Raw genomic sequence first — 14,089 nt, 5'->3', positions numbered from 1 at the left:
GAGGGGAAAGATTATGAATAAGAAACAATACACACGCGAAGAAGTCATAGAAAGTACACCACGAACAGGTTTCTTTGGGCATCCTAAAGGACTAAGCACTTTGTTCTTTACTGAGTTTTGGGAGAGATTCAGTTACTATGGTATGAAAGCCATTTTAGTGTACTATCTGTACTACTCTGTAGCTAAAGGCGGATTCGGATTAGATGAATCTGTAGCCATGCAGATTGTGGCATTATATGGGACATTAATCTATATGTCTGGGGTTATCGGAGGCTGGATTGCTGACCGAATTACCGGAACACAGCACGCAGTATTCTTCGGCGGAATACTCATTATGTTCGGTCATATTATTTTAAGTTTGCCGGGCAGTTTAACCGCCGTTATGATTGCGTTGCTGCTGCTGATTATCGGGACAGGTTTATTAAAACCAAACATTTCTACAACAGTCGGAGAGCTTTATAACAAAAACGACAACCGTGTCGACGCTGCATTTACTATTTTCTACATGGGTATCAACTTAGGTGCATTAATTTCACCATTATTAACAGGTTTCTTGCAAACACGCGTTGGTTTCCACGCAGGGTTTGCGACAGCGGCTATCGGGATGTTCTTCGGTTTAGTCGTTTATTGGACAAAACGCAAAAAGTACTTAAACTTAGCAGGATTATCTGTACATAATCCGCTGACAAAAGCAGATACGAAGAAATTCTCTATTATTGCAGGTGCAATCATCGCTGCATTTGCGATTTACTTGATCATCTTAAAATCATTTAACGCATTATCAATCGAAAACTTCAGTTTACTCGTTACATTCATCGGGATTGCATTACCGATTTACATCGTTGTTTACATGCTTGTAAGCAAAAAAGTAACACCAGAAGAAAAGTCTCGTGTCGGCAGTTATGTACCTTTGTACATTACTTCTGTAGCATTCTGGATGATTCAAGAACAAGGTTCAACAATCTTAGCCAACTTTGCGGATAAGAAGACAGAACTAAGTTTAGCTAAATTAACAGGCGGCGCATTGAATTTTGATATTCCTGCAGCCTGGTTCCAATCATTAAACCCGATCTTTATCGTTGCACTTGCACCTTTATTTGCAACTTTATGGGTGAAATTGGGCAAACACAATCCGCCTACAGTAATTAAATTTGCTTTAGGTGCAATTATCGGCGGTATCTCATATTTAATCATGGTCGTACCATTAGCCGGCGGTTTAGGCCAAGGTGAATTGATTCACCCAATCTGGTTAGTACTCAGCTTCTTGCTTATCACAATCGGAGAGTTGTGTATTTCACCGGTCGGCTTAGCAACAACAACAAAACTTGCACCTTATGCTTTCACAGCACAAATGATGAGTTTATGGATGCTGAGCAACGCAACAGCGCAAGGTTTAAACGCACAGCTTGTTGTCGTATATGCGAAGATGGACTCAGGTCAATACTTCTTGTATTCCGGATTATTAACTTTAGTTATCGGCGTATTGCTTATCGCAATTTCTCCATTTGTACGTCGTGCAATGAAAGGGATTCACTAATCCTTATATCAAGTCTGAAATCTTATTTAGGTTTCAGGCTTTTTTCTTTGTGTCGTTCACTTTTTAGACATAGTGGGAAGCGGTTATCCTTATGTTCTCTGAATTGTTCTGTGCCCCCGTATTATGCGTGTGATTAAATTATGCTTGATGAACACAGCTTTAAATCGTATATTTTTCTGAATTTTGATAATATTTTTATTTTTAGAAAATTATTGAAACTCCCTTTTGTAAATAGTAAAATCTAATATAATCAACCCGTTATAGGAAAGAAAGGTCGGGGTTAGTTTGCAGAATAATTTGCATAATCAACATGTTCAAGAAATTCCACAGAAAGGTTTCTTCGGACATCCAAAAGGATTAGGAGTTCTATTCTTTGTAGAGTTTTGGGAGAGATTCAGTTATTACGGAATGCGTGCACTCTTAATCTTCTATATGTTCTTCGCCGTAAGCGATGGCGGATTAGGTATGGACAAAACAACAGCACAATCTGTCATGTCAGTGTATGGTTCACTGATCTTCATGACAAGTGTACTTGGCGGATGGGTCGCTGACAGAATTACAGGGACACGCGGCGCAACGATGTACGGTGCCATTTTAATTATTATCGGTCATGTCTTTTTAAGTCTGCCGTTGGCTCAAACAGGATTATTCATTTCAATGTTCTTTATCATTGTAGGTTCAGGACTTATGAAACCGAATATCTCTAACATCGTAGGTCGATTATATCCTGAAAATGATAAACGTATCGATTCAGGGTTTGTTATTTTCTACATGTCAGTAAATATGGGTGCCCTTGCTGCACCGCTTGTATTGAATGCTTTCTCTAAAGGACATATGTTCCATCAAGGCTTCTTAATCGCCGCAATCGGTATGTCTCTTGCGCTTGTGATTTATTTACTCTTCAACAAACGCAATTTAGGAGATGTTGGTTCTAAACCAACCAATCCATTGAACAGCAGCGAAAAGAAAAAATATGCGAAAATCGCAGGTATTGCTGTGTTAGTGATTGCACTTGTATTAGTCATTACCGGCTTAACAGGTACATTATCATTCAACTTAGTCAGCACAACTGTATTAATTTTAGGAATCGCATTGCCGATTGCATACTTTACAATCATGATTAGAAGTAAGGAAGTTACAGATGATGAACGCTCACGCGTAATTTCATTCATTCCGCTCTTCATTATCGGTGTTATCTTCTGGTCTATCCAAGAACAAGGTTCAAACGTCTTGAACTTATACGCTTTAAGCGGTACCGATATGAAATTGAACTTATTCGGTTGGAAAACAGATTTCGGTAAAACATATTTCCAATCTATTAACCCGCTCTTCATCGTATTGTTAGCACCTGTGCTTTCATATGTTTGGAAGAAATTGGGTTATCGTCAACCAAGCTTGGCGACTAAATTCGTTTGGGGTGCATGGTTAGCAGGTGTTTCTTACATACTGGTAGCAGTCGTTATGATGACTTCAGGCGGCAACAGTGTATCCGTGAACTGGGTTATTTTATCTTACATCCTTTGCGTTATCGGTGAATTATGTTTATCACCTACCGGCAACAGTGCCGCAGTTAAATTGGCACCTAAAGCCTTCAACTCGCAAATGATGAGTTTATGGTTATTAGCAAATGCGACAGCACAAGCCATCAACGGAACGCTCGTTAAATTAATCGAGCCGTTAGGCTATCAAAATTACTTCTTATTCCTAGGAAGTTTAGCAGTAATTATCGGGTTGGTTACATTAGCATTTGTGCCTAAGATTGTTAAAGGTATGCGGGGTATACGCTAAAATAACATTTTATTACCTAAAACAGAGGGGCAAGAACTTAACAAGTTCTTGCCCCTCTTTTCTTATTGAATCGTATTCTTTTATACTAGTTACAAATCTCAGCCTTACCTTATTTATTTCCCAAGAAATAAGCTTCGACTTCTTTCCAGTTATTCACACGATCGAAGTCTTCATTATGAATATTATGCTGAGCCGTATACATCACTGGTTTCCCTGTAAAACGTGCCAGCTGTCTTGGATTGTCATCGATTAAATAATCCGCTTTAACAATATTCTTTCTGCCGCAAAAGACGAATTGCTGCGGATCTAAAAATGGGAAATGTACTCTTAACCATTCATATTTATCATGGAACGAAGTCGGTACATCCATTGCTGCTGTCGCAATGTAGATATCATAATGCTCTGCTAGTTTCTTAACCACTTCTTGTGAATCTTTAATCACTTCTAAGTTTTTGAAGAAACCTGGTTGTTTCAAAACTTCATCAAGCACACCTTCGTGTTCCGGCATAAAGTGGCGTAATTTATTTCCATCTAATAATGCCTCTTTGATTCCTAAATCTGTACGTTTATTCACTTCCTCAATCAAAGCTTTGATTGTATCCGCTAATACTTCATCCATATCAATCGCTATTGATTCTCTCTTCATACTTATAGCAACTTCCTTTCCTTATCTTCTCTTCGAGTATAGCATATTTATTTTATTTAGTTGTGAAGCAAGGTTACTGATTGTGTAAATACAAAACAAGCAGCGACTGTTCATCGCTCTGCTTGTCCATATTCAGCTTATTTTTCAAAGTCAAAATTTTTCAAGACTTCGATCATGGCATCATTTTGTTCTGGGAAGCCGATAGTTACACGTACGCCGTTCGGGAATGGACGTGTAATACAGCCTACGCTCAAGAATGCTTCATATAAATCTTTAGGTCGGTTGGTATTAATGAATACAAAGTTGGTTTGACTCTCAAAGAAATGCTTGCTTTCTGGAATTTCATAGAATTTCTTACGTTCAGCAGCATTTTTTTGCTGGATTTCTTTTAAGTACGCTTGGTCCTCAAAAGCCGCAACTGCCGCATATTCTGATAAACGGCCAACGTTAAACGGAGGACGGATAATATTATACGTTTTAATCGCTTCTTCTGTTGCGATGATATAACCAATTCTAAGTCCAGCTAAGCCGTAAGCTTTAGAGAAAGTACGCATTAAGAATGCATTGGGGAAGCTTTCTTGTAATTTCAATGTATCAGGGAAGTCTTTTGCTGTCACAAATTCAAAGTATGCTTCATCGACTAAAACAGGTACGTTGCTTGGTACTTGTTCAAGGAATGCTTCTAATTCCGCATGTGTCACGTAATTGCCTGTCGGGTTATTCGGGTTGCAGATCCATACTAACGCTGTATCTTCATCGACTTCTGCTAAAATACCATCTAAATCAAATTGTCCATTGTCTTTAAGCGGTACTTGGACAACCTCTGCCGCTTCTACAATCGCATTATGATAGTATTGTCCGAATGTGCCTTGGCTTGTAACAATTTTATCTCCAGGTGTTAACACAGCACGTGAAATCATGAGAATGACTTCATCTAAGCCGGCACCGAATAAAATACGATTTTCATTGATACCTAAAGCTTTGGCGATATCTTTACGTAATGTCGGTGCACCTGTTTCCGGGTAATACAACACTTCATCGACATGTGAACGAATTGCTTCTTTTGCTTTTGGAGAAGGTCCGTATAAGTTTTCATTAGATGCAAGTTTATGTAATTCGATATCTAACCCGAATTCTTCTTTTAAAGCTCTTGGCGAGAGACCTGGCTGATATGCTGAGAGTTGATTGATTTGTTCTTTCATAAATATCTGTCCCCTTTTAACTGGTTTGTTTAAAAATTTGAAATTTACTGATAATTATATACCTTATAGAGACAACTTGGCAATAGTTGTTCATACGTTCATGAAATTGTACGGTTTAAAATAGAAAAAGTCCGAGCACAAAGGCTCAGACTTAAAATATAACTATTATTTTTCAATCAAATGCTCTTTTTCTAAATATTCTTTAGCGACTTGATACGGATCTTCGTTTTTCACCGTTACTTTATAGTTCATTTCCTGCATTTCTTCATCTGAAATTTTGCCTGCTAATTTATTCAGCGGCTTTTTAATTTCAGGATGATCTTTAAGGTAGGATTCTTTAAAGATTGGTGCACCTTGATAAGGCGGGAAGACATGTTTATCATCTTCTAATACCACCATATCGTATTGTCTTAATTCCGCATCTGTTGAATAAGCATCGATTAAGTTGATGTCGCCTTTCTTAACTGCTTGATAGCGCAATTTAGGTTCCATTGTACGGATATTATCAAACTTCAGACCATACGCCTTAGAAACCGCCTTAAAGCCGTCAGGACGGTCATTAAATTCTAATGTAAAGCCTGGTTTGATTTGATTTTTTACTTTTTCTAAATCACCTATCGTTTTCAGACCATGTTTTTTCGCAAAGTCGCGTTTGACTGCCAATGCATACGTATTATTGTATTTCATCGGTTTCAACATCGTGATGCCTTCTTTTTTCTCTAAGCTTTGTTTCGCTTGCTGGTAAACTTTGGCTTCTTCTTTAGATTTCAACGGTTCTTTCGTTAATTCGCCTAACACTGTACCTGTAAATTCTAGATAACCGTTAATATCATCTGATTTCAATGCATTGTATAAGAACGATGTTTTACCCATACCGTCTTTGACTTCAACTGTATTATCAGTTTCATCTTCAATTAAAATCTTATACATATTCGTGATGATAGAAGGTTCTGAACCTAATTTGCCGGCAATCGTTACTTTGTCGCCTTTCGCACCTAACAACGGCACTACTAATACTAAGACGATAACAATTAAAATGGCACCTAAAGTAATTAACAATTTCTTATATGACAGCCTCTGCATATAACGCAATGCTAAATCAAAGATAATCGCTAAAACAGCAGCTGGAATAGCGCCTAATAAAATCAGTGAGCTGTTATTGCGGTCGATACCTAATAAGATTAAATCACCTAAACCACCTGCTCCGATTAACGCAGCAAGTGTTGCAGTACCGATAATTAATACCATTGCAGTACGTATACCTGCCATAATAATCGGCATAGCAATAGGCAGCTCTACTTTTGTTAAGCGGCGCCCAGGTTTCATCCCAATCCCTTTTGCGGCTTCTACTAATGATGGATCTACTTCCTTGATTCCAGTGTATGTATTACGCAGGATTGGAAGTAATGCATAAACAACTAATGCAATAATAGCAGGAACTGTACCAATTCCGAATAACGGAATCATTAGACCTAATAATGCCAGTGACGGTATCGTCTGCATCACCGCAGCAATATTAATAATGACTTCCGAGAAGTGCTTAGTCTTTGTCAGCAAGATACCTAAAGGTACCCCGATCAAACAAGCAATCAGCAAAGCGATAAATGAAATCTGAATATGTTCTAAAATAGTACTCAGCAATTCGCCTTTTCGTTCAGAGAGTGTTTGGAAGAATGTATTCATGATACGTCACCTCTCTTATTTTGTGCTAAGAACTTAAAGACATCTTCTCGTGTTAATAAATGCAGCTGCCCTTGCTGCTCAACCGCAACACCATCCGCATGTGCTAAATCTTCATACACTTTATTGAGCGGAGCATCTGCAGAAACGACAGGCAATTCCTGTGCAGTATCAATCGCTTTCAGTTTTGTTGCACGTAAAATCGTTTCAAGTGTCAGTCTTGGTGCGTTGACTTGATCATATTGACTGATGAAGTGTCGGACAAACTCATTTTTAGGATGATCTAAGAAACCATCCGGTGTATCGATTTGCTCTACACGTCCCTCATTTAATAAGCAGATACGATCTGCTAATTTCATAGCTTCGTTAATATCATGTGTCACAAATACAATCGTTTTCTTGATTTTTGATTGCAGTTCAATCAAATCTTCTTGCAGTTTTGTGCGGCTGATCGGGTCTAATGCACTGAAAGGTTCATCCATTAATATCATTGGAGGATCTGCAGCCAGTGCACGTACAACACCGACACGTTGACGTTGGCCGCCTGATAACTCATCAGGTTTGCGATCGCGATATGTATCAGGATCTAAATTAACCATTTCTAATAATTCATCAATGCGCTGGTCGATTTTAGTCTTGTCCCAGCCTTTCATTTGAGGCACTTGTGCAATATTTTCTTTCACCGTCATATGCGGAAACAGCGCAATTTGCTGGAGCACATAGCCGATATCCCATCGCATTTCGTAAACTGGGAAGTCGCTGATCGGCTTATCTTTAAAATAAATGTATCCTTTTGTGAGCGGAATCAACCGGTTAATCATTTTCAAAGTTGTTGTCTTACCACTTCCTGATGGTCCGATTAACACGAAGAATTCTCCTTCTTCAACATTAAAGCTGACATTATCGACTACTGTTTTATTGCCGTACTGCTTTGAAACGTTCTTAAATTCTATCATGCTTTATTCACCTGCATTCTATTCGTTTTAAAAAATAACAGCAAGCTTACACATTAATCATTGTGATACTTGCTGTTATTATTATATTTCCTCTATACCTGTGCTTTATAGTTATGAATGGTTTCAATAAATTGAGGACAGTAATGTTTTAATTTATAACTGCCGACACCATCTATCGCAATCATTTCTTGTTTAGATTCTGGTTTGCGTTTCGCAAACTCTTCCAAAGTAAAGTCTGTAAAAATACTGATAGGTGCCACATTCAGCTTCTCGCTTAATTGTTGACGTACTTGAACAAGTGCATCGTATAAAGCGCGATCAACGCCTTCAATCGTATTAATATTTACTTTTTCTCGTGATTTCTTCTTAAATGGTACAGTATAAATTTTTAACCCCTCATTTAATACTTTCTTAACCTTTTTATCACAAGTTAAAACTTCATCATTTTCATTTAAGAAGCCTTTAAAGCGTAATTCATCTATCAAATGACTGCATTCTGATGTAGTATATTCTTTCATAATACCGAACGTTGAAAGTTTGTCATACTGGTTGTACTTCACATAGTCTGACGTTTCTCCCCTGAGCACTTGAATGATTACGCCGTACGTTTCTTGCTGCTTCATGCGTACAATACAACTGATGATTTTCTTCGCTTCATTCGTCATATCGTATGTTTTATTTTCATTTCTGCAGTTGCTGCAGCGTCCGCATTCTTCAAGCTTTTCATTTGGTTCAAAGTAATGGACTAAAGTAGCTTCCAGACATTTCTTTGTCTTGGTATATTGAATCATTTTATTCAGCTTTTCACCCATTTTCTCTTTATAATCATCATCCCCTTTAGAAGATGAAATAAAGAATTGATGCAAGCTGATATCACGATCGCTGTACAATAGAATACATTCACTTGTTAAGCCGTCACGTCCGGCACGCCCAGCTTCTTGATAATAAGATTCTAAATCACCCGGCATATTGTAATGGATGACATATCTGACATTCGATTTATCGATACCCATACCGAATGCGTTGGTCGCAATGACTACTTTCGTACGGTCGAAGACAAAGTCGTTTTGTGCTTCTTCACGCTCTTTATTCGTTAAACCTGCGTGATAAATCGTACTGTTGATTTTTTGATCTTCAAACACTTGCTGCAGCTCTTCGACTTGTTTGCGAGTCGAACAATAAATAATGCCTGCTTGATGGTCATGTTCTTTCACATACTCTAAGACGAACTTCTGTCTTTGATACGTTGAATTCACTTTAAAGACAAGGTTCGGACGTTTAACGCTTGTTTTTACACGATTGCTAAAAGCAATATGCAAACGTTCCATAATGTCTTTTTGAACTTCAACTGTTGCTGTAGCTGTCAATGCCGCAATCGCAAAGTCTTGAGGCAGACTCATAACTTTATCAATGACTTGCTGATAACTCGGTCTGAAATCGTGCCCCCATTTAGAAATACAGTGTGCTTCATCAAAAGCGATTAAATGAATATCTAATCCGAACATCAGCTTCATAAATTGACCATTGTCAAAACGCTCTGGTGCGACATACAAGAACTGAATGTCGCCACGTTTTAATTCTGCTTCAATCGCACGCTGCTCCTTTTGAGACAAGCTGCTGTTCAGATAAGCAGCGCGAATACCCATTGCTTTCAACTGATCCACTTGGTCTTTCATCAATGAAATCAATGGACTGATGACTACCGTAACGCCACCCATAATGAGTCCCGGTACTTGATAACATAATGATTTACCGCCGCCTGTAGGTAAAACCCCCAGGACATTTTGTTTGTCTAAAATTTTAGATATGATTTCCTTCTGCCCTGGACGGAAATCTTTATATCCAAAATAATGCGATAATGTCGTTTCCATAATCTTGACCCCTTATTGTTCTTTTAATTCTTCAAGCTCGCTCCATCGTGTGATGTCAGCTTCGTACTGTGTTTCTAACGCTTCTTTCTCTGTGTTTAATTCTTGAATTTTGCCGTAGTCGTCGCTTGCGTCTATCATCTCTTGTTCAATTTCCTCTAGACGCGTTTCTGCTTGTTCAATACGTTCCATAACAGTTTCGTATTCACGTTTTTCTTTATAAGACAACCCTTTTCTTTGTCTTTCTTTCGGTGCTTTCGACTGTGTTTTCACAGTTTCTTTTTGTTTTTCTTGTGCTTGTTTATAATTTTCATAATCCTCAAAGCTTCCGATAACACGTTCGATTTTCCCATCATGTACATACCAATATTCTTGTGCCACTTTATTTAAGAAGTAGCGATCGTGGCTGACAGTGATGACTGTACCTCCGAACGTCGCAATATAGTCTTCAAGGATTGTTAATGTTTCAGTATCCAAGTCATTGGTCGGCTCATCAAGCAATAACACATTCGGTTGATGCACCAACAATCTCAGCAAATACAAACGTTTTTGTTCTCCGCCGGATAATTTATAAACTTTCTTACCGTGTGTTGCACTTGGGAATAAGAAACGTTCTAACAATTGTGTGACTGAAACAGTTGTGCCGTCTTTTTCTTTTGCGACTTCGCTTTCTTCACGCAAGAAATCAATGACACGTATATCTCTGTCTAATCGCTCATCAGTTTGTTTGAAATAAGCTGTTTTTACAGTTAATCCGATTTTCAAATCACCGTCAAAGTCTGTATCTTCTCCAGCTAATATATTCAATAACGTCGTTTTACCTGCACCATTCGGTCCCACAATACCGATTTGCTGGCCGTTTTGAATAATTTGCGTCACATGCTCAAATAATGTCTTACCTCCGATACGTTTCGATACATCATCTAATTCAAAGACTTGCTTGCCTAGTCTTGAATGTGCCAAATTCAGCTGTCCGCTTTCTCTTGTTGTTTGATTCTTCACTTGTGCTTCTAAGTCGCCGAAACGATTAATACGTGCTTGCTGCTTAGTCGTTCTGGCTTTAGCACCCGCACGCATCCATGCAAGTTCTTGTTTATACAATTGACGTGCTTTTTGATTTTGCTGCTGTTCGATTTGTTCATTTTCAGCACGCATCGCAATATAGTCTTCATAATTGCCGGGATAGGTAGTTAATTTGCCTCTGTCCAATTCCACAATGCGTGTCGATACTTCATTTAAGAAATAACGATCATGCGTCACAAACAAGACAGTGTGCGGATATTGCTTTACGTAATTAATCAACCATTTAATCGAATCAAAATCTAAATGGTTGGTCGGTTCGTCTAATAGCAATAAGTCCGGTTGTTCAATTAAAGTTTTTGCTAAAACCACACGCTTTTGCTGACCGCCAGATAACGCACTTACTGGTTTAGATGTATCATGAATGCCGAGCTTAGATAGAATCGTTTTCACTTCAGCACTGTAATCCCATGCTTCAGCTTGATCCATTGCTTCTTGTGCGTTCATCATTTGTTGGAAGTCTTTATCACTTTGCGTTTCGCTGTAGCGCTGTACCGCTGTTTCATAATTTTTAATGAGCTTTACAGCATCTGTATCTGCACTTAATACTTCTTCAAGCACTGTATGGTCTTGATTCAAGTCTTGTTTTTGCGAAGAATAGCGTATGCGATAAGCATTCGGACAATTGACTTCTGCTTCAAAGTCATCATCTAGTCCTGCAATCACTTTTAATAAAGTACTCTTCCCTGTCCCATTAATACCTACAAGTCCAATTCGTTCATGCTCTGAGACAGATAAGTGCAAGTCATCAAAAACAATCTTATCTGCGTATGATTTATGTAAATGTTCAATTTTATATGCTTCCATGTCATGCCTCCGCTTTGTTCAATCCGTTCATATCAATTGAGGTAGTCCTCTACATATCTCAATTTTCAGTTCTATATATTATACATCTTTTGAGGCTCAAAAGATACTCTTACAGGTTCTTGTAAGCGAGTTAAATATTAAGGTTTTGTAAAGATTTTCGAATGCAAAAATAAAAACGGGCAAACCCTTTTCGGATTTGCCCGTTCAATTCAATAATCTGTTTATCATTGATTATTTTTTCTCAGAACCTTTTGGTCCTGCTTTATATTGATATTTAGATGGATCAATTTTTTTGAAATCTGGGTTTTTATAGAATCTGAATAAATCACCATTAAGAACGCTGTCGCTCATTTCCAAGTCTTTTTCAACTTGTTGTTTATTTTTCTGCAAGTCTGCAGGTTCTTTAGGCAATGGTTGGTTCGTTTTATTATCGTATGCTTTACCATTTACATATTTGTATTCAGGAGTGATGAAATCACCGTTTCTGAATGGTACTACTTCTTTATGGTTTTTAGATAATAAATCTGTACCCAGCATTAAGAAGTTATCTGTATTGATACCTTCTAAGTTAAGCAATGTAGGCATTACGTCGATTTGTCCGCCGTATGTATTGTCTACGCCGCCTTCTTTACCAGGAACTTTCATCCATAAACCAGTACGGTTCAAATCCATGAATTTCGCTGGTGTAATTTCTTCGCCTAAAAGTTTTTCCATTGCTTTATTATGGTTTTCAGAAATACCGTAGTGGTCACCATAAATGATGATCACTGAGTCATCATAAAGACCTTTTTTCTTCAATTCGTTGATATATTCTTCTAATGCACTATCCATATAGTTCGCAGTTTGAACATAACCATCTACAGTTGAATCACCAGTGTTTGGTTTTTCAATTCCCGCTTCATCCGGAGATAAAGTGAATGGATAATGGTTTGTCAATGTAATCAAGTGTGAGTAGAATGGTTTCTTCATCTTAGATTGATATTCCGCTGATTCTTTGAAGAACGGTTTATCTTTCAACCCTAAGTTTTCGATGTTTTCCGGACTCATGTCATAGTATGTTGCATCGTAGAATTTGTCGATACCGAAATGTTTATAGACTTGGTCACGGTTCCAGAAAGTTTTGTAGTCACCATGCATTACATTGCTTGTATAACCGCGTTTTTGATCAAGAATGGCAGGTAATGATTGATACGTGTTAGAACCTTTCAATGAATAAGCTGAACCTTGCGGTAAACCGTATAAGCTGTTATCCATTGTAAATTCCGCATCAGATGTTTTACCTTGTCCAGTTTGGTGGAAGAAGTTTGGATAATATCTGTAACCTTCTTGTCCAGATGACAATTTGTTAAGGAATGGCGTTACTTCTTTACCATTGACTTTTTTGTTGATCAAGAAAGTTTGGAAACTTTCTAAATGGATTTTAATAACATTTTTCTTTTTACCTGCACCAAAGTATTCTGGATTAGGTTTTACTTCTGATTGTCTTTGTTTTGTATAGTTAAGTACTTTTGTTAAATCATCTTCAGATGCCATTGCTTTTTCTTGATGGTTTTGAATAGATTTCACACCATCATAAACTGTGAAGTTGTAAGGTCCAAGATATTTAACTAGATACTTATGGTCGAATGTACGAGTTAATAATTCAGGACGGTCAGTTTCCGCAAATGCTAAGTTCAAGAAGAATAAAGCAACTGAAACTGCCATTACAACTGGTACGAACTTCTTGCTGAAAGTACGTGTATTTAACCAGCTTGATTTAAAGATTAAGATAAACAGGTAAACAATCGTATCAATGAAGTATACGAAGTCATACCATTTGAACGACGCAGATACTGCACCGCCCATAGATTCAACGTTGCCTGCTTGATTTAAAGTACTGAATGTTAAAAAGTCTGAGAAGAATCTAAAATAAACAACGTTCGCGTAAAGCAAGAAAGTTAATAAGAATCCGCCGATAAGCATAAACCAGAACGCTTTCTTACCTTTAAAGAACAAGAATACGCTAAGAATTAATGCGAGTAAGCTGTATGGATTCATTAACAAAATCAAATTTTGGACTAATCCCTTAACTCCTAAAGAAAAATCAACATAATAAGCAAAATACGTCTTCAAACTTACGGTTAGTACGGTAAGCAAGAAGAAGACAAATATGCTTATTTTCTTTTTCTGCAGACTCATGTGTGTCTCCCCCGTTATTTGTTATTTTAGTATTCAATCAATCATCAAACAGCACCATTCCCCGTTTTATATCGTATCTCTTAGAAAGGCTTCCTGCTCAATGGCCAATCAATAAAAAGCAAAGCAGTTAAAACTGCTTTATCAGTCTATATTTTCAATCGTTACATCTTTTTTCGTTTCATTTTTTCAATTTCATATTCACTAAAAATTTACAAACACTACTTTTTGTAACATACTTGTAACAAAAATCACGTAGTACAGTAATTAAATATAGAACATTTCACACTACATTTCAAGTAATATCTTACGCAAAAATGACTTATTACACTTTATTTTTTCTATGTTAA

Annotated in this window: 9 protein-coding genes; 2 read left to right on the top strand and 7 right to left on the bottom strand. The window is 37.5% G+C overall.

The window, feature by feature from the left end:
• Positions 1-13: 13 nt before the first annotated feature.
• Both C7N65_RS05830 and C7N65_RS05825 read left to right on the top strand, forming a co-directional pair.
• Complete coding sequence (locus C7N65_RS05830; RefSeq protein ID WP_105993538.1) at positions 14-1,537, top strand: peptide MFS transporter; 1,524 nt, start codon at positions 14-16, stop codon at positions 1,535-1,537.
• Positions 1,538-1,822: 285 nt separating this feature from the next.
• Positions 1,823-3,325 carry a peptide MFS transporter gene (locus C7N65_RS05825; protein WP_105993537.1) on the top strand — a complete coding sequence of 501 codons (1,503 nt, stop codon included), beginning with the start codon at positions 1,823-1,825 and terminating at the stop codon, positions 3,323-3,325.
• A gap of 109 nt (positions 3,326-3,434) precedes the next feature.
• Here C7N65_RS05825 and C7N65_RS05820 read toward each other — a convergent pair whose 3' ends face one another.
• From C7N65_RS05820 to ltaS, 7 genes are all read right to left on the bottom strand, one after another.
• Positions 3,435-3,971 carry a 5' nucleotidase, NT5C type gene (locus C7N65_RS05820; RefSeq protein ID WP_105993536.1) on the bottom strand — a complete coding sequence of 179 codons (537 nt, stop codon included), beginning with the start codon at positions 3,969-3,971 and terminating at the stop codon, positions 3,435-3,437.
• Between the two features lie 137 nt (positions 3,972-4,108).
• Positions 4,109-5,173, bottom strand: a complete 1,065-nt coding sequence (gene hisC / locus C7N65_RS05815; protein WP_105993535.1) for a histidinol-phosphate transaminase — start codon at positions 5,171-5,173, stop codon at positions 4,109-4,111.
• Between the two features lie 165 nt (positions 5,174-5,338).
• Positions 5,339-6,856, bottom strand: coding sequence for an ABC transporter permease/substrate-binding protein (locus C7N65_RS05810; protein ID WP_105993534.1), 1,518 nt, complete (start codon positions 6,854-6,856; stop codon positions 5,339-5,341).
• A complete protein-coding gene (locus tag C7N65_RS05805; protein WP_105993533.1) occupies positions 6,853-7,809 on the bottom strand; it encodes an ABC transporter ATP-binding protein in 957 nt (318 codons plus the stop codon). Before C7N65_RS05805 ends, C7N65_RS05810 begins: the two co-directional genes overlap by 4 nt.
• Before the next feature lie 92 nt (positions 7,810-7,901).
• A complete protein-coding gene (gene recQ / locus C7N65_RS05800; RefSeq protein WP_199790660.1) occupies positions 7,902-9,683 on the bottom strand; it encodes a DNA helicase RecQ in 1,782 nt (593 codons plus the stop codon).
• A 9-nt stretch (positions 9,684-9,692) separates the two neighbouring features.
• Positions 9,693-11,564 (bottom strand): ABC-F family ATP-binding cassette domain-containing protein, encoded by a 1,872-nt coding sequence (locus C7N65_RS05795; protein ID WP_105993531.1) that lies wholly within the window; start codon positions 11,562-11,564, stop codon positions 9,693-9,695.
• A gap of 231 nt (positions 11,565-11,795) precedes the next feature.
• Positions 11,796-13,742: a polyglycerol-phosphate lipoteichoic acid synthase LtaS gene (gene ltaS, locus C7N65_RS05790; RefSeq protein WP_105993530.1), complete on the bottom strand. Its 1,947-nt coding sequence runs from the start codon at positions 13,740-13,742 to the stop codon at positions 11,796-11,798.
• Positions 13,743-14,089: the final 347 nt, after the last annotated feature.

The organism is Staphylococcus simulans (assembly GCF_002994445.1).
Classification (GTDB): domain Bacteria; phylum Bacillota; class Bacilli; order Staphylococcales; family Staphylococcaceae; genus Staphylococcus; species Staphylococcus simulans_B.
The sequence above is the reverse complement of the archived record's forward strand: the minus strand, read 5'-3'. Positions and strand labels throughout refer to the sequence as shown.